The sequence below is a fragment of the Desulfogranum japonicum DSM 18378 genome, from assembly GCF_000429945.1.
Classification (GTDB): Bacteria; Desulfobacterota; Desulfobulbia; order Desulfobulbales; family Desulfobulbaceae; genus Desulfogranum; species Desulfogranum japonicum.
This window is the reverse complement of sequence record NZ_AUCV01000017.1, coordinates 78,658-98,717: the sequence shown is the minus strand read 5'-3', so window position 1 is coordinate 98,717 and position 20,060 is coordinate 78,658. Positions and strand designations below refer to the sequence as shown.

The following is a 20,060-nucleotide window of genomic DNA, read 5'->3' as shown; positions in this document are numbered from 1 at the left end:
TGGGTTGCCATGTATTTAGATGTTCGACAAGCCGCTTAGCAAATCTTCGCGGAGTTTTTCATCCAACGGCTCCTTTTCACCAAGCCATATACTGAAATATATTCGGGCAAAATCAGGAGAATCAGCAGATACCTGCTCAGTGCCATTGAGCAATAGTGTTGTCCTGCTGTTCTGGCTCTCGTAACAGAGTGTGTAGCTGTCTCCGTCTTCAACATCTTTATACTGCTCATGAAACCTGGTGATATATGGTTGTACCTCCTGCAGTTGATCAGGGGTAACCTGTCTGGAAATAATTGTATCAGCAGCTTCTATGAAATCTCTTTTTTTTACACCAACGGTGTATTCAAGATGTAAACATTTTGAAACATTAGCACTGAGTATACCTTCCTGTACTGCATTTTCAGTGCTGAACAGCTCAGCATCATATACTTTGATAAAGGCAAGATAATAGGCCGCTCCCTCCCCAATTTTCTGATATGATTCTGGGATAGTTGTAGCTCCCAGATGAACGGGAAGAGAGAAAAATAACCCGACGAGCATACATGCTGTTATTGGCAGTTTCATACTATTGTACCCAAACAGGATTCATTTTTGAAAGACGATTGTCACTTCACCCACACGAAATCCGAACTTTGACATGGTTGCTCTGTTGATCACAGTTTCATCGGCAACCATGAACATCCAATCATCAAAGGTTATTTGCCAATTGCTCTCCTTAACCTTAAGATCCAGCTGATATTGCCAGTTCAGAACATTACCGAACAAAACGCCATCCGCCTCCCCAATAACATCAGCCGCTGTCCCCACGTATTTGTGGTCATCCTTCTTGCTGAGTATCCAGGTTCTGGCTGACTGTTCTCCGTCGCTCCAGTTGAATTCTTCATGTAAGACGAGCTGGCCGCCCTGGCTGATTTCCCCTTCAATATCCACAATAAAACTACGAAGTAAGACACCTTTTCTATCCTGAACAATGCCCCACCCCTTGGTGTGTCCGGAGAAATACTCCATCAATTCAAACCTGGGCTTATTCTCTTGATATGCTTCCATATTAATCTCTGAACATCCAGTGAGCAGAAGCAGTATAAATGGCAGTATAAACGTTGTTTTCATGACTCCCTCCGGTTGTTGCATCGCAATACCTATACGGTAAGATGCTTGGAGAGAGAAACAATCGTTAACAAGTGATGGATAATTGATAGTGACAACTATCACTAAAAGAAGAAATACTGCTCTTCAATGCGATATAGCAATTGCATCAATGCAATAAGAGGGGAATCATTTTGATAGCACGGAAGCAATATAACCGGGCACATCGAATTTGCGTCGGCATCCTGCTTCATTCATGTATCGTATTTTACCGAACACCGGGCGTTCACGCCAGGCTCTATCGTGTACTCCACCGATGGACCAGGCAATACCTGTGTACCCGTTGGGATCACGCCCATCCAGGGAATAACGGTCATTGAGCGTAATGGCATATTCCATCGCTGTTTCAGGATCAGACGTCCATTCCAGAATCTTTTTAGCCCAATACATTCGCAGGTACCCATGCAGCTTACCGTGCCGGACGAGATCAATCTGGCAGGCATTCCACAGCTGTTCATGGGTCTCTCCAGCTTCTAAATCCTGCAATGAATACACATATTCCCGTGGATCATTTCTGTGTTCGTTCAATGTCTTTTGGGCCCACTCGGGAAATCCGGCAAAAGCATCGTACTGCGGTTCATACAGACAAAAATTATCTGAGAGTTCCCGCCGTACAATCAGCTCTTCAAGAAAAGGCTCTATCTTCTCCCCTGATAACTCAGACCGGGATGCCAATAGAGCCAGTCTTTGGGGAGACAAATGACCAAAATGCAGGTATGGAGAGAGGCCGGACTGACCATCTATGCAGGGATTGTTTCGATTTTCTGCGTACTCAGCCAACCTGGAGTTGACAAATAGCTGTGCTGCATCAAGGCCTGCGACCTCTCCTGCAATCAAATCCAACACTTTTTGCTGTGTTATTCCAAGTTCAGTACGGCACGGCAACTGGGAAAAATCCCCAGAATAGCCTAATCCAAAAGGATGAACCCGCAGTTCAGGGAGTTCGGTAAGATAGTCATCCAGCAGTCGTTGTATTTTTGGGCGCAGCGTATAGGCTGCGTATTCCTTTTTGTCAGAAACAAGCCATGCAGGAATAACATTATGGGCATCCACTTCATACACTGGAGCAACAACATCTTTCAGCAGCTGCTGTTTCCATTGCCTCTTTATACGCAGGGGATCAAAATCTGTGACCAGCACATGGGCATCGATCTGCCGTAGAAAACGTGGGAGTATCTCATGCGGTGACTCCTCCAACAGCACGAATGGAATCTGAAGCTCCGCTAATTTTTCACGCATCACAGCCATACCATTAAGCATAAAAGCATAATGAACAGATGTCGCACCGAGATATTCCGGAATAAGACAGAAAACTACCAGCAAGCCTTTCTGCTGAATAATGGCTTCCTGTTGTGCCCAGAGCAATGCCCAGTTATCGGTCGCCCGTTGATCACGGGAAACCCAGTAGACAACAGGCCCCTCGCCAGGGCGCCCATTTTTCAGACGCCTGCACCTTCGCTCCATATCACTGTTTCTTCTTTCCATATCACCTTTCCTGGTCTGTTTCTGTATTTAGGGCTGGCAATCACTCTCTTTGTGATACATAGTAATATTATGATTATCATTGTCAAATGCGACACTCCACCCAGGGAAATCGTTACAAGGCACCCCTATGAACGAAGACGAAAAAATTATCATCGGCATCAGTTCCTGCCTGCTTGGGAACCAGGTCCGTTATGATGGCGGACATAAACGGGACAGATACATTACTGATACGTTGGGAAACTTTTTTGAATTTGTCCCTGTCTGTCCGGAAGTGGAATGCGGGCTCCCCATACCCAGGGAAGCTATGCGCCTGATTGGAGACCCACAAACGCCCCGCCTTGTCACCAACAAAAGTGGCGTAGATCACACTGAAAAAATGCAGTCCTGGGCCAAAAAACGAGTTGAACAGCTGGCATCTGAGAATTTGTGCGGCTTTATCTTCAAAAGCAAATCGCCTTCTTCAGGAATGGAACGGGTCAAAGTGTATGATACCAACAATGTTCCCCAATCGGTTGGTGTTGGTCTGTTTGCCCAAATTTTTATGGACAGATTTCCCCTGCTTCCAGTGGAGGAAGAGGGACGATTACATGATTTGAAGCTGCGTGAGAATTTTATTGAATCAGTTTTTGTCTATCGCCGCTGGCGAGATACGGTGAGCGATTTCACCCCTCAAAAACTGGTCACGTTCCATACAGATCACAAGCTGTTATTACGAGCTCACAGTGAAAAACATTACAGAGAACTGGGCCGAATAGCTGCAAAAGCTGGTTCCGACGCACCAAAAGAGTTACTTGCTGCGTATCAGGATACGCTCATGGCATGCATGAAACTCAAACCCACAGTGAAAAAACATGTCAATGTTCTCATGCACATGATGGGATATTTCAAAAAACTCCTCTCCAGCGATGAAAAGCAGGAACTGCTGGAAATCATCGAACAGTTCAGAAACCAGCATATCCCCTTAATCGTACCTATCACGCTTTTTAACCATTATGTTCGCAAATATAACGAGCAATACCTCATGCAGCAGCATTATCTCACCCCTCATCCCACAGAACTGAAACTTCGGAACCATGCCTGAGACACATGCAAAAAAGACCGTACTTGTAACCGGTGCCACGGGATATATCGGCCGTCGTCTGGTCAACCGCCTGCTGCAGGAGCAAAAGTATGATATCCGTATCCTTGTACGCAACAGCCATAAAGTTCAGGCTGCCATTGCCGAAAAGGTGGATATTCGCGAAGGAGACACCTTGCGGGCCGACACACTGCAACATGCCTTGCAAGACGTTGATGTTGCCTTTTACTTGATCCACTCCATGGGAGCCAGGGATGACTATCGTGACCTTGACCGGATCAGTGCTGAAAATTTTCGTGATGCCTGCATAGCCGCAGGAGTAAAACGGCTGATTTATCTAGGTGGGTTGGGCGTTAAAAATAGTGCCAGCAAACATCTGCTGAGCCGTATTGAAACAGGAGAAGTTCTGTCCGCAGCGCCGAATGCACTCCAGGTAATCTGGCTACGTGCCGGGGTGATAATAGGCTCAGGCAGTGCGAGTTTTGAAATCATTCGCAACCTCTGTCAAAAGCTGCCCGTCATGATTACCCCCCGCTGGGTTCGCAGCAGGACACAGCCCATCGGCGTCGAGGATGTGCTGGCCTATCTTGTTACCTCCATCACCCTGGCACATCGGGATAACCTGATCGTTGATATCGGGAGTGAAAATCTCAGCTTTCAAGAAATGATGCTTCAGGCAGCTTCGGTGATGGGGCTGAAAAGGCGTCTTTTCCCAGTACCGATTCTCTCTCCGCGTCTTTCTTCCTACTGGTTGATTCTGTTTACACCAATCCCCTACAAACTAGCTTCAGCTCTTGTGGAAGGCCTGAAAAGCGAGACAGTGTTGCAAAATGATAATGCTGCCTGCTATTTTCCTGAAATACAGCCATGCTCCTTTAAAGAATCCGTTTCAACCGCACTGAAAGAACTACAGCATAACCAGGTAATCAGCCGCTGGTGCGACAGCAGCGCAGGCCAATCCTGTGATATCCGGGATTTTGACAATCCAGCAGGGGCTATTCTCCGTGATGTCCGTATCGTCTCCTATGACAATGGCGCCCGGCAGGAAGATGTCTTCCGTTCAGTTTGTGCAATTGGAGGAGACAATGGTTGGTTCAGGTACGATTCGCTTTGGAAACTTCGCGGGCTGGTGGACAAGCTGATTGGAGGCTACGGCTTAAACCGGGGCAGAAGGTCAGCAACAGAACTACGTCTGGGAGATGCCCTGGACTTCTGGAAGGTGGTTGATCTGAAGCCTGGTAAACGGCTACTGCTGCACGCCCAAATGAAAGTGCCGGGAGAAGCATGGCTTGAATTTGACGTCCAACCTGACCAGCTTGTCCAGACAGCGCATTTTCTGCCAAAGGGCATATGGGGCAGGCTTTACTGGTACTCAGTCCTGCCTGTTCACTATTTTGTATTTACCAATATGTCCAAGACAATAGTCGCAAATGCGCTATCGCTTCGGGGGCTAACAAGGGATGATGCATGAAAGAGAAATCCAAACAGGAATCGGCCCGGCCAAAGTAAGTCGGCCCACAGGAGGGCAGTTATTTTGATTCGCCGTCTAGTTGTGATTGGCGAGCGTGGTATTTAGAGACCTCCACAAGTGTTTCCAGGCGAACAACTCTTTTATCTACATCTACAACGTGAGCTTGTAATCGATCTATATCTTTATTTAATCGTTTAGTTTCATCTGTGAGCTTCAGTACATCAATCAACAAATCCTTCCATCCGGCCATTATTTTTCACCGAGAGCAGCTAGTGTTTCGTTCAACCGTTTACGTGTTGCTTGAGTTTCCGATATTGCTTCCTTCACCCGAGCAGACACCAAGTCAAAGAGTTCATCTTCGTTCATTTCGGCTGGTGCGTCAGGATTGAAAGCGTCAATGGCCATTCGTACCACCTCAGCAGCCGAGACCTTTTGTTTTTTAGCAATAAGTTGAAGTTTTTCTACTTGTTGCGGAGCTATCAAGTATTGTTTTCTAACTAGATTTTCAGCGGTTTGCATGTGTTAACCTCACGGTAAGAGATTACCTGGATGTTTACCCATACTATACACATACACATCAATATACACAACCCGTTTCCTTGTTTTCGTCATGTTTTGACTCATTTTTCGTAACTCCTTATAAAGGAAATGGATAATTTTGAAACTCCCCTGTATTTGTAACGGGTTACAGGGTGCCTGAGATTTTCGCAATCAGGCTCGCGCCGCCTATTTTTATCATACATTAGCCAGGCTGATCGGGAAAAAATCAGGTGCACTGTGAGCAGTTACCGTTTTTCTTTGGATTTTGAGAGAAGTGATTAACCCTGACGCGAACTGGTTCAACAAATCCGAGTGAAACGGAAGGGTCCGCGAGGGAACTCCGACATCCGGGGATAACTCTGTGTGGTAGGTTGCCGTCTACAATCCAAACGGCCGAAAGGGATGCCCCCCCTTTCGGCCATTTTCTTATTGACCGGTTTCAGGTAAAAATAGTTGAGAATATATATATCACTATACCCGAAATGCCTCAGTGACAGCCTTAAGTCCCTTGGCAATACTTGCCAGATTTTCCGCGCTCTCTTTTACTGTGGAAATGCCTTTATGTATTTCTCCTGTTTGGTTACTGACATCGGAGATGTCAGTGGACATGGCAGTGGACATCGCTGAACTCCTCGACACTTTTTCGCACACTTCTGTTATTCCGGTTGAAACCTGGGCCACATTTTTCGCAATATCCTCTGTGGCACTTGTCTGTTCTGCAACAGCTCCGGCAATACCGGCTACAATTTCATCTACATCGGCAATTATTACACCAATCTCCCGTATTTCAGCCACTGTAACCGAGGTTGCATCCTGAATGCCTGCAATCTTGTGCTTGATATCACGGGTTGCTTCTGCTGTCTGCTTTGCCAGTTCCTTGATTTCATTGGCAACAACAGCAAAACCTTTACCTGCATCACCGGCCCTGGCAGCTTCAATGGTGGCATTTAAGGCCAGTAAATTGGTCTGTTCAGATATTTCCGTGATAACTTCGGTTACTTTATTAATCCCATCAGCCGCCCTTCCGAGTTCCCCTACTCTAAAAGATGCCTTATCAGACTGCTCAACAGCACGCAATGTTATATCTTTGGCCCTGCTGTAATTACCGGAGATTTCACTGACCGTTGCACTCATCTCTTCCACGGCAGAAGCCACCATATTTGCATTCAGCGAAGCTTCCTTCATCGCGTCTGCAATGGAATTTTGAGTTATACTCATTTCATCGGCTGATGCAGCCACCTGCCTGGAACGTTCAGCAGTACTTTTCGCCGCACCTGCCATCTTGCAGGAGACCCTGGTGAGTTGATCCGAGGCGGTATCGACCTTCAACACCCCAGACCTGGTTTCTCTGACAAGGCCTCGTAATTTTCCAGACATTGTATTAAGGGAATTCACCAGGACACCTATCTCATCACTCCTGTCCACATCAATTCTTCCCGTTAGGTCGCCGCTCGCCATAACCTCTGCAAAATGAACACTTTTTTTCAAAGGTCTTGTAATTATAACCGTCAGGGTTCCACCAAGGGTTATAGCCACAACAATGCCCACCACAACTCCTGCCAGGGTGATAATCTGGGCATTCTTCTTTACCATTCGGCTTTCTTCAACGGTTTTACTTGAAGACTCTGAGAGCGCATCCACAATCCCATCCAATATGGACAATGTGCTTATCTGATGTTCTTCAACCTCTTCTAAAAGGATACGCGTCATCTCTTTAAAGGTCTGGTAGGCTGCAGAGGTAATTTGCTTCATTGCGTGATTTTTTTCGAAAATCATCTCCGCTGTTGGGTACAACTCTAACTTGGCTGCAAATTCTGCATTATAGCTCTGATCATCATCATAGAGCTGTTTTACTTCTTTTACCGCTGCACTAAATTTGACATTAAGGGGTTTTAATTCCTCAACCAGTTTCTTGAGATCTGGATTACTGGTCGTAAAAGTTTCAAGCCAGCTCTGCAAAGAAGACTCCTGACTGATAATATTTTCATCCAGTGTTTTTCCTGTAAGAAAAAGATCTCGAAATCCCTGAATAATCCTCTGGTGCTCAACATCAAATCCCGCCATGTCGATCTGCAGTTGAACGGGATTGGTTAAATCCATGGCAATGAGCTGCTCTGACAGTTTGACAGCCCTGCCATTGGCCTCACCCCATTTCTGAAAAGTAGATTTATATCCCTGCCATTCCCTTTTTACATTTTCCGAGATATCAAGTTTTTCAAACTTGGCTTCTTCCTCATGACATCTCCTCATAATATCGATAAGTTGCGCATGGGATATTTTACGTTGTTCAGGAGTGGCAAAAGGTGTCAGAAGAGCTCGTGTTAACGAGGCAATATGATGCAGCTCACTTCTAAGCGTCAGAACACTTTGCATACCGGGGATGGATTCATCTACCAATATCTCAGTGTTGTTATACAATTTATTCTGTTGATGATTAGCGTTGATGCCAACAATCATAATAATGACAACTGTTGCTATAAAGCCTCCAATAAGCTTTACGCCAAGCTTGACTTTTTTCATTAACTCTATATTTACCGTACAAAAACAGGTTGTTGTAATACTGCTGATGATACATCATCTAGACAGACATGGGTCACATACTTCTCCTGTCTATTACATGCCTTGAATATTTGTATTTGAACAAAATACGGTTAGAAAAGAGTTATTGCTATTTATCCGAAAAACTGTGGTTATGTTACATTTAATCACCCCCATTCTTAACCAGAATCGCGCATGATTTTTTAACAACCACCAAATGTTATATTATGACAACGCCCCTAACACAGGGGGGATATTGAAGGTGATGCCCCGTACGATTTACACAAAGAGTTTCGCAAAAACAGGACCAACAAAGAATTTCCGTTCTCAAAGAGATCTGACCCTTTTTTCTCCTAAAATCGGAAATCAAGCGGTAGGCTCGCCCAGCGTGACTGCACCTTATTCAGCAAACCAATGGCAACGATACACTGTGACCAAGGATAGGCCGTTTGATTACCTCCCGAGGCACGGTTATGAAAATTGCCACAAGCGAAGATTTTTTGTCCGCTCTTAGGGTTTATAGAATCATCCACCGCCACAATGATTTGCAAGGTAATGTTGGGCTCGCCATGAAGGCATAAAACCGTTGACTCTGTATGTCCAAACCAATCAAAGTCTGCAACGCACGTAGCAGGGTGGAGGTGATTGAGGAGATGAATGGTATCACCACCGTTAGCAATGTATATGCAAACCAAACCTTTCTCTTTTGCCCCTGCTTGGTGTTTGAAAATTGTGCTTGCAGAGGAGAGAGTAAATCTTTTAATATGAACATGGTGAGTTGCTCCTTTTGGTATGTTTTCAATTGCTTAGAACTAATTGAACTATACCATACCTGCACTCACCTTTCATCTCTCATCCTGTTGATATTGCGTAATATATTTATATTTCCGACTCAAGGTTGGCACAGAAAACGAATTGCTTTTTTCATAGCTATTCTCATATAGGAGCGTTTCCTTGCTCAGCTTTTAACCTTGCTGCATAATTTTCTGGAAACTTCAGCAATTTAACATACAAAAACAGCTGGGAATCGTAAAATGAATAATAGTAAATGTGTAATTTGTCTCAAAGTGAAAGGCAAACGTCTATGTAAACTCCAAGAAAGATCTTTTGTTTGCCCACGCTGCTGTGCCGAGATCCGTAATACAGATTGTAGCGGGTGTTCTCATTATGTTCAGGCTGCAAAACACTCTTTTGAGAAAATGAAAAAATCGAAATTTAAGGATTTTATGCCCATAATCGATCCGGAGATAGATGATGCTGTTGATAAAGCGTTAGCAATGGTAGAGAGAGGAAACATTGAAGCAGGCGAAAAATCCCTTATCGATCTAATTAAAATACATCCGAATATTCATATTGTCCAATATGGCATGGGAACAGTTTTGGCCATGAAGGGCAACTATGCCGAATCAATTGTCCATTTTGACAAATCGCTTCAAATCTTTCCATATTTTGTAGAAGCTTGGTTCAATAGAGGCAACTCGTATAAAAATTTATTTAATGTTGGAGAAGCCATTAAGTCATTTCAAAAAGTAATCGAATTTGGTGCCCCACAAGATGAATTTGTAAAAACAGCTAAAGAGTTGATTGATTACATGGGACAAAGTATCCTCAATGATACTGGGTTATCATTAGATTTATATGTAAAGTCAATGGATGATTTCAACAAAGCTTTTCAAACAATGCAAAAAAAAGAATATGAAAAAGCGATTACTGAATTTCAAAATGTGATAAAAATTAACAAGAGCAACGCCCAAACTTATGGTAACCTTGGATTATGTTATGCCTTCTTAGGTCAGAAAGAAGAATCTATTGCATCTTTTGATCAAGCATTAACTATAGATCCAAGTTATGAGCCAGCAATTACAAATAGAGCTATTGTATTATCTTTGAAAAACGGTGAAAGATTACCAGATGATCATGTTATAACCGTCGAATACTACAAAGATGTAGCTGAACAAATGAAAAGTAACACCCCCCAGTAACCAAATCTGGATCAAGATAAGCGTTTTTTCTCTTATTGGTGCTTCAACGCTAATTAGAATTGACCCGGGTTTGCTAAGATAAACTGACCCACCCTCCTTAACACCTAATAAGGAAAAAATATCTTTTTTTCCATCGAATAACCATCGTTGGCGCGCGCCAACCGGGTGGGTCAAAAAATCTTAGCGTTCACGCTTTGTATTGGTGTTTTGCAAAAGCAAAATATTCAGGATGTGGCGTACATACATTTGACGAAACACCCAATGCATTCGTCCAATAACTTGACCATGCATATTCACCAGGATCAGTCACCATCTCCGCACGTACAGGATTAAGTTCTATATACTCTATACTTCCATGAGATATTGCTCCGACTGCACAAGACAAGACTTGTATCGACCTTCCCACAGGGTACCAATTCGTTTATATTCCTTATTGAAATAAACAAAGCGCATAACCCCAGCTTCAGGATTGCATCATGAAACTTAATGCGCCCTTCTTGAGGGGGAGACAAAAAAGATGGCTATGATTCGTCATCAATACCCAGGCATGGATTTCCACATTTTATTTCTTGGCATATTCAGCCAGCCAACCGATATAGGCGGCATAATCTTCCTCTGACGCAAAACATACCTGACGTATTGTTGCCTCGCTGAATAACATGGGCCAGCATTCCTGCAGGTGAACCACAGCTAATCGTGCCATCAGCTACTCCTTATATGATATTTTCTTTTTCTGTCTTTATGTTCTCTTTACATTTGTTCAACTTTGCGGCTGTAAGCCAACATTTTTTACTCTACCCCCCTGTTTTCATGTATATCAGATACGCCTGTTTGCAGTAGTTGGCTGCCTGACCAGTTACCGAACACATCTGGTGTAATATTCTTCCGTACGGTCATTGGGGCGCACAGATCCCGAGGAAAAGCTGACATACCAGGCCTGGCTGCCATCAATATAATAGGAGGTCCGAGACCAGAAGGTCTTGAATCCAGAAGCAAGGCTTCCTGACAGGGGAAACACAGAAGGGTTAAACATAGGTTCATCCAATCTGTAATCAAAGAGGGATGCCAACTCCTTGGCATTCGGTAGACGCCATCCTCCACCGGCTAGGGAGAGTTGATCACAATAGCTCATGGCCTGTGAATAGGTCCGTGTTTGATCTTCAACTATTCTCTGCCACACTAATCCTGTTGTAAGATCAGTTGCAGTTCCCGTCCCATCCACCACATAGGGACCATTGCTGTCATATTCCACACCGGAACGAACACAACGGGTAAGATATAGCGTGTTTTTGATGACACTGTCATGGATAGCACCATCCTGAAAATCCAGAGCATAAGCATACTCAGCACTTCGCTCATCAATGGTTGACGACCAGTACTCAGACTGGTTGGTGTTCAGAAAGGCATTGGTCTTAATCGCTGGGTATGCTTCCCTGTAGTCAACGATGGATTGTAACTCCCAGATGGAGGGTAATCGCCAGTCTCTATGGCCTGCAAAATTTTCACTCCCCAATTGAATACAATAGGAATAGGCATCGTTGTAATTGCGCGGGATGTTATCATCGACTCTTTGCCATTCAAGTCTGGTAACGATGTCTGAAACAGTTACGAGATTGTTACTGTAAACGCTGTCCGGAATATTGGTATCAATAGGAACCGGCCCAAAGGGTTCGATGCTCCTTTTTGTCAATAATGGTATAACAACAACATTGTCGTGAGCGGATAAAAGAGATGCAGCAAACGGGAATAAGGAAAGAGATATGGAGAGAAAAAAGAACATAGAGCGGGTCATAACGTCCACCATCTAGTCGAGTCTATTGGAAGATTTGGATAGCAGGGACAGTGGGCTAATGAAGCCGACCCCTTTCCTTGCTTTCCGTTTTGTGACAAAAGACACATACCTCCAGAAGGGTCTGCGTCAGTCTGATTTTCGTCTCATAAGCTGAAGATGGTTTCCTCCATCACGTGTTTAGCGCACCTTAAATAAGGAGATTGTTTGATGACGACCAAGTCCTGTAAAAAGTCTTGTTACAGTCACATCTTTAATCGTTTTGATTATGCCTTAGAATTGGCTGTTGTAGAATCTCGCTCCAGTAAAACGTAGCAGTGATGAATGGGGTAAAAGTTTGTTTACTTTCTAAAAAAAATAATCATTCTCAACTTGTTGTCAGCATGGGTGGGAGGAAATTCTCTTAATGGTTTGATTGCTTTGAAAAGTAGTGGGTAGGAGAGAGTACGAGTAATACACCTGTTTCAGAAAGGGGGCTGAACATGCAGACCTACTCATCGAAAAAGCCTACCGGTCAGAACGTATCCTGCAAAAAGGGTTGGTGCTTCACTCGGACAACGGTTCACCGATGAAAGGAGCGACTATGCTCGCAAAATTGCAAAAGCTTGGCATTATGCCCTCCTTTAGCCGGCCATCGGTGAGCAATGATAACCCATACTCTGAAAGCTTATTCGGCACACTGAAATATACTCTCGCTTATCCAGCAAAACCTTTTGAAAACCTCGATGGTGCACGAGTCTGGGTATTGAAATTTGTACAATGGTACAACCGGGAACATCGCCACAGTGCACTAAAGTTCGTGGCACCAATAGAGCGTCACCAAGGAAAAGATGCAGCAATTCTAGAACAGAGAAAAGCTGTTTATGAAAATGCCAAATGCAGGCCCCCTGAAAGGTGGAGCAGGGCAACAAGAAACTGGAATCACGAAGAAATTGTGATTGAATTGAATCACGATAACTGATGGACATGTTTTCAAACTCTTTGATGTTTTCCGGGGCTGAATAGTACAGAATTTTCAGGCTTCGCCTGATTTTTGTTTTTTTTAAGGCATGGAAAAGCTCGGGGTTAGAAAAAGTTGGGTCAATCATGATATTTTAACAAGTTTCCAGTACGCTCAATTCACTTGCAAAGAGTCCTGCGATACTCTGAAGGCTTGATCCCGTATTCTTTGTAAAAGCTAGTTGCCATGTGACTGGAGCTGCAAAATCCTGATTCCAGCGCTATCCGGGTTAAATCCACTGGATCCTCTTCAATAAGTTTTCTGACGTGCAACAGTCGTTCTTTTCGTAAATATTCAAAGACCGTGCATCCAAAGACTTTTTTAAAACCCCTGTTGAGGCGGGTGTGGGGCATCCCGACCTGCTTTGCTAGCTTGGTTAGAGAAGGGGGAAACTGAAGATCATTTATAAGCAGCTCACGGGCGTAGTGAATAGAATCCTTATCTTCTGCTGACATAAAGGGGTTCTTTAGTTGATCCGGTACGCCGGCCATCTGTTCAAGCTGGAAAGCGATCAACTCGAGGGCCTTACTTTCCAGATATATCCTCCCAACTTGCCCACTATGAGGATTATTGAAAACCTGAAAGAGTACAGCTTTCATCTCAGGTGTTATCACATTCTCGAAAAAAAGACTGCCACGCCTCAAGCCTTTTACCAGTTGCCCGTGGGACTGCGCATCAGTCCTCCGGTTTGGATCGAGAAGATCAAGAAGGTACTCGGGGGAAACTCGGATAACGAGCGATTGCAAATCCTGTCTTCCACTTGTTCTGCGCTCCAAAACAGGATCTTCAAAAAAATGGACATATGAGTTACCTGGAGTCATGGCTACCTGGGTTGGATGGCAGGAATTCCAGGACAAGGTTTGGCCGGAAATACAGAAACCAAAGCATACAGATGGCTTGGGCCAGGTTACCTTTGCTGAATAATCCTCATCAAATTTGCAGCGACTAACCCCAAATTCCAGCTCCTTTCTGATTAAGATAGTTGAAAAGTACCCCTTTCCTTTATCAGCCGGCAGCGGACGGATGACCTCGCCAAGGTTTGCACCCCTCTTTTCATTATCGGCAGGACTGTAATTAACATAGTCCCCATTACCATTTTTTATCAGGACTTTGGAAAGCATCTATATCTCCTCTGTGCAACTCAATGTAAACTTAGCACCTTCTAATTTTTTTCGCCAGCAGATACAGAGTGGGATGACAGAAACCGTTCTGGATATGTTCTTTATTGTTCTGCTGATGATATCATTTTGCGCTTCATCGGATTTAAGTATGACCTAAATCGAGGCCCATCGGCCAGAGAGAAGAATTCTTCCGAGATAGGTGCAACCTATGAAACTCCATTTTTTAGTACTAAGCGTGCCGATAACACAGCTCGTTATCTCCGCTCCAGTTCTTCCTGTCTATGCTGAGAGCGCACCGGAGACCACCGGCTTTCAGCTTCAGACAATCACAGTGACAGCCACCAAACGTGAAACCGCCGTTGAGGAGGTCCCTGCAAGCGTGACGGTGAAAGACGGGGCGTTTCTGGAAAATCATGAAGTGCGGACAACTGAGGACATGACACGTTTTGTTCCCAACCTCTCCTTTAAAAAATCTATCTCCGGCAATGCTTTTGTTGCCAGGGGGATTTCCACCATCGATACCGCCCTAGTCTCTCCCATGGGCCTTTATATTAACGATGTGGCCTATCCTCTCTCATATATGCAGTCACAACCCTTTTTTGATGTTGAACGAGTAGAGGTGTTGAGGGGGCCTCAATCAACACTGTATGGAAAAAACAGCTCTTCCGGCGTTATAAACGTCGTTCTTCCCGAACCGGATAACGAGTTTTTTGCCCGAGGATATATTGAGGGTGGAAGTTATGAGACTTTTTCTGGTGCGGCAACTGCGCGTGGCCCCCTAGTTGAGGATCTTCTTTTTTTCGGAATCACTGCCACCGGTATGGATAGCCAGGGATATATGGAAAATGCTGTAACTGGTAAGAATAATGTCGCCGACGAGCAAAACCTGTCCGTAAGAGGTGTTTTACGCTGGACGCCAACCCGGGACCTGGATGTTTCATTTTCTTTGGACGGGCTGGACCGGGATTACGGTATTGCATATATGCGCTATGAGGAGGGGCCATACGCAACCAATGCCTATGAAGTCTCAAGTAACGAAGAGGACAGGGCAGAGCTGGATAACCTCGGCCAAACTCTACGCGTTAAATATGCTTTTACCGATATGGAATTAACCTCAATTACCGCTCACCAGAGTACAGATTATGGAATGATTTTCGATTTTGATCGCAGCCAGGCCAGTTTTGGATACACGGAAATGGATCTGGAACAGGATATCTGGAGTCAGGAGTTAAGACTGACCGGGGCGGTGTCGGCTTTTGAATGGCTTGGCGGTCTTTATGCCGGGATAGAAAAGTTGGACAATGACTGGGCCTTGAACCACGTGAATCCAGCAATAACCAATACCAGGATAACAGAATCTGATTTTGACAATGTTGCCCTTTTTGGTCAGATAAGCTGGGCACTTACTGACAAGTTAAAGACTACGGCAGGCTTGCGTTTAGATCATTACGACTCCTCCGGGAGCCAGGACTTAACCCGCAGCGGGCAGACAATAATCTTTGATCAGGATTTGTCAGAGACCGAGTTGTTGCCGACGGCAGCACTGATCTACACCTTTCATGATACCGTCGAAGGATATCTCACCTATTCAACTGGCTGGTTATCAGGGGGATATAATTACTATTCCGCAAGCTCCAACGACACCTTTACTTACGATCCGGAATACACTCAGAACTATGAAGCAGGTGTTAAGACAAGGTTTCTGGATAATCGGCTGCAAGCAGATCTCTCCATCTTTTATACTGACATTGATGATAAACAGGTACGGGAGGAAGTCTCCGGCGGTGTAGGTGCATGGCAGTTTACCAATGCTGCTAAAGCTCATACCACTGGCGTTGAAGTTGAATTCAGGGCAATGCCTTTAAAGAATATGGAGATTTTTGGAGGGCTGGGATACGCCTACACAGAGGTTGATGAATGGATAGGCACTGCCGATGGTAAGGCCATTGACTACAGCGGTAACCAGCTTCCCTGGGCTCCGGATCTTACCGCCAATATCGGGGTAAGTTATTATTGGAACAATGGGTTCTATGGTCTTGCCGACGTCTCATGGAACGGTACCCAATACTTTGACGCAGCAAATGCATTGGAGGAAGACGGCTATGCCCTAGTCAACCTGAAGGCCGGATATACCATGGAAAACTGGGATATCTCACTCTGGTGCAAGAACCTCTTTGATGAAAAATATGCCAACAAGAAGGTGGATGACTCAATGGGAAGGACCATGCTGGAAGATGGCAAGCCACTGACCGTTGGCCTCACCTTAAACTGGAGGATATAAAATGAAAACCATACTGCGCTCAGCCAGAGTGCCATACCCATCCATGGCACCGATATTTGACCTACTGGCAGCCCCGGTAAAACTGGCAGTACTTGAAGCTGCGATTGAACTTAATATAACCGAGATCCTCACTGATAACTCTGAGCTTGATGAGATTGCAAAGCAGCTTGATATCAAGGGTGAAAAATCAGCCCTCATGTATTTTCTTGATGGTGTAGTTGCGTTGGGGCTTGCTGAGAAAAAGGAGAGGCGATATTTCAACACGGATTTTGGAAAGGATTTTTTCCACAAGGAAAGCCCGGTATACATGGGAAGTTTGTTAAAGAACATGAAGGGCATGCAACATAAGAATCTCCCTAAAATCGCTGAAATCATAACACAAGGTCCCCCTGAAGTGCCGCCTGAACAGGTTTTGAACAGTGAAGCTAAATGGGTAGAAGCCGTTGAGCATTTAGCCGCGTACCAAAGAGGGGGGATGGGAGCTATTTGTGCCGACCTGGTTGAAGAGCTACCTGAGTTTGCTGGAGTTAAAAAAATTCTCGATCTTGGGGGCGGCCCTGGAATCATCGGTACAGAGATTCTCAAGAGAAAACCTGGAGCGGTTGGGGTATTGCTCGATCTCCCGGCTATTATCACTCTTGCCGAAAAGGAAATTAAAAAAGAGGGATTGGCTGATCGGGTCTCATTATTAGCCGGTGACTATAACCAGATTGATCTAGGGAATGGATATGATCTTATCTGGGCCAGCCATAATCTCTACTATGTCAAAGACAGGGTTTCCTTTTTTACCCGGCTCAAAAATGCTTTGTCTGATAAAGGCGTATTTGTCTGTCTGCATGAGGGGCTTACCTGTGAACAGACTGCACCAGCAAATATCGTTCTTTCACGACTTTCTCTGGCCCTGGAAGGACAAAATGTTTCTTTCTCAAAAGGAGAAATAGCCGAAGACCTGCAATCGGTGGGCTTCAGCTGGGTAGACTCTAAAATGCTCAATCTACCGGCAGGGCAGGCCGAGCTGGTTGTGGCAAGACCATAGGGAGGGGCCATGAACTCCTATCTTCAAACTCTATTTCTCCTCTTTGCTTTTTTGCTATGCGGAGAATCTGGAGTAACCGGGGCAGAAACTACTGGGAAATTTACTATCTCAGGGCCTCCGGTAATGGAAAGCCTGGTTTTTGCGGTACTGGCCGATCAGGTTCCGGATAAGGTGCATTTTATTCCCTGGCATTCTCCCAGTCAGGCAAGAGCGCTGATAATCGGTAAAAAGGTGAACGCGAGTATCATAACGGTATCAGGTGCTGCTACCTTCCATAATAAAGGAGTACCTGTCAGCATTGCCGGGTTATTTGAAACACCCTTGTGGGTTGTTTCAAATCAAACTGTTTCCGGGCAATTGCCTTTAAAGGGAACATTGTTATTTCCTTTCGGTCATAAAGAAATGCCGGAACTCGTCTTTAACGCAGTGTATGACAAGAACCTCCCAGACCTGGCCAAAGTCCATACCAGCGGTCCTTTGGAAACGGTTAATCGACTATTACTGGGTAAAGCAAACCATGCATTGCTGGCAGAGCCGGCAGCAACCATGGCTCAGGAAAAATCTGGTGTGAACGGTCAGCCTCTATTGACAAAGAATCTCAATCTTGCCCAGGCCTGGGAGAAGAAATTTAACGGCACCCCTCTCTATGTCAGTGCACTCTCGGTATTTGGAGGCCAACGTCGTCGGACAGACGATATAGAGGAACTGATCGATTTATTTAACCGAACACGTATCTGGATTGGTGAACATCCTGCTGAAACCATTAAAATTGCCAGGGAAAAATTCCCCGCCATTTTTGCTCAACTCTCTGAACTGAAAACTAACATTGTTGCTGCTCAGCTTCTGAGTTCTCAAGTTGATTTTGATGCCGCCTATTTTTTCCTTGAACGGATGTATGAACAATCTCCAGACTCCATCGGCGGTAAACTACCTGAAGCCGGTTTGTTTCCTGGTGAAAGTGAATGATTTTCAAAAGAGAAACACAACGGGAAATATTCACCAGCCGTCTTATTTTTAGAGCAATCGGTATCCTGCTCTTACTGATGGCCTGGGAGTTGGCCTCCCGGATTCATTCCGGCCTGGTGGTAGCATCGGTATTGGATACCCTGTGGGCTGGGTTCAAGTTGTCACAGGATCAATCCTTTCTGATTCAACATTGCGCGGTCAGCTTGGGGAGGGTAGCCGGTGCGTTGTCTTTTGCTGTAATCATAGGGGTTGGTTTGGGCATGATTGCCGGGCTGGTTCCTGAAATCCGTACCATGCTCGATCCGCTGCGCTGGATGCTCATGACTGTTCCGGGAGTGGTGGTCGTTGTTGTCTTTATGTTATGGTTTGGGATGGGAAGCGTCATGGTCATTAGTATTGCGGCAACCCTGGCTGCACCTGTGATTTATATCAACGTTGCCGATGCCATGCTGCTGGTTGACAAAAAACTGCTTGAAGTCGCCCGCGTCTACAACTTCGGGATGATAGCCACACTATTAAAAATATACGTCATGGCCGTGGCCGGGCCGTTTTTCTCCGCCCTGGTGGTCGCTGTAGGCAACATAATTCGAGTAGTTATTCTGGCTGAAGTACTTGGTGCTAATGAAGGGATAGGGCATTGCCTTGCCATCGCAAGAACAGTTCTTGATACGCCACAGCTCTATGCTCTGGCGTTAATCAGCATGTCTATTGCCGGAGGGCTGGAATTTTTCCTCTTTCGTCCCATGGCAAATAAGCTGGTCTGGAAAAGTATATGAAAATCCTGCAGTTTCAGAATCTGTCTAAATCATACACTGACAAGAGCCTTTTCTCCAATGTGAATCTATACCTTGAGCAGGGGCAGATCATCGGCATCATAGGTCCGAGCGGTCAGGGGAAATCAACCCTGCTGAAAATTGCGGCAGGGCTGGTTAAGCCAGGTGGCGGGAAAATAGTCATAGGGACGTCCAGAGTAGGTTATGTCTTTCAGGAGCCACGGCTTTTGCCCTGGTATAGCGCAAGGGATAATATTGCCCTAGCCCTGCATCCGCTTGGATACTCAAGCAAGAAGGCTCTTCATCGTGCCGATGAGTTACTGGAAAAGATGGAGTTATCAGGCTTTGAATCATACTATCCGGATGAGCTATCCGGGGGAATGCAACAAAGGGTATCCATCTGTCGTGCCGTCTCAATTTCACCAGAGTTACTCCTGCTAGATGAACCCTTCACCGGGCTTGATCCAAACCTGCGACTATCAATTCGCTCCTATTTGGAAAACATATTTGAAGATTTGCAGGCTGCAATCGTCCATGTGACCCATGATACCAAGGAATTGCTCAACGGCACCTGTGCTGTTTATACACTTACCGGTCAGGGCTTAGTTGATTGTCCCATGGGATAATCTTGAATCTGAGGAGTTTCAACAAATACGATGGGTGATATGAGGGCGACGACGTCGCAGTAATTGCTCATTGGATGAGTGTTGTGATAAATCTTACTGAAGTGGAGATTGGTGTTGATCAGTTTGAAAACAGGGAATAACGAGAGGCTGTCCGTAAGCAGTTAATCAACCATTTTCATTTTATATGGCAGGCTTGTGACACCGGAGTTGTTATTGCCCCACAAAATT

The 20,060-nt window shown here is 45.1% G+C and carries 17 protein-coding genes and 1 pseudogene; 9 read left to right on the top strand and 9 right to left on the bottom strand.

Annotated elements, in window-relative coordinates:
- Positions 1-15: 15 nt before the first annotated feature.
- The 3 genes from G493_RS28630 to phrB all read right to left on the bottom strand — a co-directional run bounded on the left by G493_RS28630 (position 16) and on the right by phrB (position 2,631).
- On the bottom strand, positions 16-564 hold the full coding sequence (locus G493_RS28630) for a chalcone isomerase family protein (protein ID WP_084813504.1): 549 nt from the start codon (positions 562-564) through the stop codon (positions 16-18).
- A gap of 21 nt (positions 565-585) precedes the next feature.
- Positions 586-1,110 (bottom strand): DUF3833 domain-containing protein, encoded by a 525-nt coding sequence (locus G493_RS0109360; RefSeq protein ID WP_028580164.1) that lies wholly within the window; start codon positions 1,108-1,110, stop codon positions 586-588.
- A 165-nt stretch (positions 1,111-1,275) separates the two neighbouring features.
- Positions 1,276-2,631 carry a deoxyribodipyrimidine photo-lyase gene (gene phrB / locus G493_RS0109355; RefSeq protein ID WP_028580163.1) on the bottom strand — a complete coding sequence of 452 codons (1,356 nt, stop codon included), beginning with the start codon at positions 2,629-2,631 and terminating at the stop codon, positions 1,276-1,278.
- Between the two features lie 127 nt (positions 2,632-2,758).
- Between phrB and G493_RS0109350 the strand changes: the two genes are divergently transcribed.
- Positions 2,759-3,712, top strand: coding sequence for a YbgA family protein (locus tag G493_RS0109350; RefSeq protein WP_028580162.1), 954 nt, complete (start codon positions 2,759-2,761; stop codon positions 3,710-3,712).
- Positions 3,705-5,180, top strand: coding sequence for an SDR family oxidoreductase (locus G493_RS0109345; RefSeq protein ID WP_028580161.1), 1,476 nt, complete (start codon positions 3,705-3,707; stop codon positions 5,178-5,180). The genes G493_RS0109350 and G493_RS0109345 overlap by 8 nt, the downstream gene beginning before the upstream one ends.
- A gap of 58 nt (positions 5,181-5,238) precedes the next feature.
- Here G493_RS0109345 and G493_RS0109340 read toward each other — a convergent pair whose 3' ends face one another.
- From G493_RS0109340 to G493_RS32020, 3 genes are all read right to left on the bottom strand, one after another.
- Positions 5,239-5,430: a hypothetical protein gene (locus G493_RS0109340; RefSeq protein ID WP_028580160.1), complete on the bottom strand. Its 192-nt coding sequence runs from the start codon at positions 5,428-5,430 to the stop codon at positions 5,239-5,241.
- A complete protein-coding gene (locus G493_RS0109335; RefSeq protein WP_028580159.1) occupies positions 5,430-5,699 on the bottom strand; it encodes a hypothetical protein in 270 nt (89 codons plus the stop codon). The genes G493_RS0109340 and G493_RS0109335 overlap by 1 nt, the downstream gene beginning before the upstream one ends.
- 492 nt (positions 5,700-6,191) lie before the next feature.
- Positions 6,192-8,240, bottom strand: a complete 2,049-nt coding sequence (locus tag G493_RS32020; RefSeq protein WP_051309173.1) for a HAMP domain-containing methyl-accepting chemotaxis protein — start codon at positions 8,238-8,240, stop codon at positions 6,192-6,194.
- A gap of 1,052 nt (positions 8,241-9,292) precedes the next feature.
- On the opposite strand from G493_RS32020, the gene G493_RS0109320 reads away from it, so the two are divergent.
- A complete protein-coding gene (locus G493_RS0109320) occupies positions 9,293-10,240 on the top strand; it encodes a tetratricopeptide repeat protein (RefSeq protein WP_084813502.1) in 948 nt (315 codons plus the stop codon).
- A gap of 562 nt (positions 10,241-10,802) precedes the next feature.
- Here G493_RS0109320 and G493_RS33970 read toward each other — a convergent pair.
- Positions 10,803-10,943 carry a hypothetical protein gene (locus G493_RS33970; RefSeq protein WP_205623657.1) on the bottom strand — a complete coding sequence of 47 codons (141 nt, stop codon included), beginning with the start codon at positions 10,941-10,943 and terminating at the stop codon, positions 10,803-10,805.
- A 153-nt stretch (positions 10,944-11,096) separates the two neighbouring features.
- A complete protein-coding gene (locus G493_RS0109310; protein ID WP_028580156.1) occupies positions 11,097-12,032 on the bottom strand; it encodes an Lcl C-terminal domain-containing protein in 936 nt (311 codons plus the stop codon).
- A 481-nt stretch (positions 12,033-12,513) separates the two neighbouring features.
- Between G493_RS0109310 and G493_RS32975 the strand changes: the two are divergent.
- Positions 12,514-12,945: pseudogene (locus G493_RS32975) on the top strand (transposase); the annotation flags it as partial.
- A 203-nt stretch (positions 12,946-13,148) separates the two neighbouring features.
- Here G493_RS32975 and G493_RS32015 read toward each other — a convergent pair.
- Positions 13,149-14,150, bottom strand: coding sequence for a helix-turn-helix domain-containing protein (locus G493_RS32015; RefSeq protein WP_051309172.1), 1,002 nt, complete (start codon positions 14,148-14,150; stop codon positions 13,149-13,151).
- A gap of 208 nt (positions 14,151-14,358) precedes the next feature.
- On the opposite strand from G493_RS32015, the gene G493_RS0109295 reads away from it, so the two are divergent.
- Genes G493_RS0109295 through G493_RS28610 form a run of 5 tightly spaced genes read left to right on the top strand, consistent with a single transcriptional unit; the run spans position 14,359 to position 19,832 of the window.
- On the top strand, positions 14,359-16,431 hold the full coding sequence (locus G493_RS0109295) for a TonB-dependent receptor (RefSeq protein ID WP_028580154.1): 2,073 nt from the start codon (positions 14,359-14,361) through the stop codon (positions 16,429-16,431).
- 1 nt (position 16,432) lies between these two features.
- A complete protein-coding gene (locus tag G493_RS0109290) occupies positions 16,433-17,467 on the top strand; it encodes a class I SAM-dependent methyltransferase (protein ID WP_028580153.1) in 1,035 nt (344 codons plus the stop codon).
- Positions 17,468-17,476: 9 nt separating this feature from the next.
- On the top strand, positions 17,477-18,433 hold the full coding sequence (locus G493_RS0109285) for a hypothetical protein (RefSeq protein ID WP_028580152.1): 957 nt from the start codon (positions 17,477-17,479) through the stop codon (positions 18,431-18,433).
- Positions 18,430-19,209, top strand: coding sequence for an ABC transporter permease (locus tag G493_RS0109280; protein ID WP_035274075.1), 780 nt, complete (start codon positions 18,430-18,432; stop codon positions 19,207-19,209). The genes G493_RS0109285 and G493_RS0109280 overlap by 4 nt, the downstream gene beginning before the upstream one ends.
- A complete protein-coding gene (locus G493_RS28610; protein ID WP_051309171.1) occupies positions 19,206-19,832 on the top strand; it encodes an ABC transporter ATP-binding protein in 627 nt (208 codons plus the stop codon). The genes G493_RS0109280 and G493_RS28610 overlap by 4 nt, the downstream gene beginning before the upstream one ends.
- The last annotated feature ends 228 nt before the right edge of the window (positions 19,833-20,060 follow it).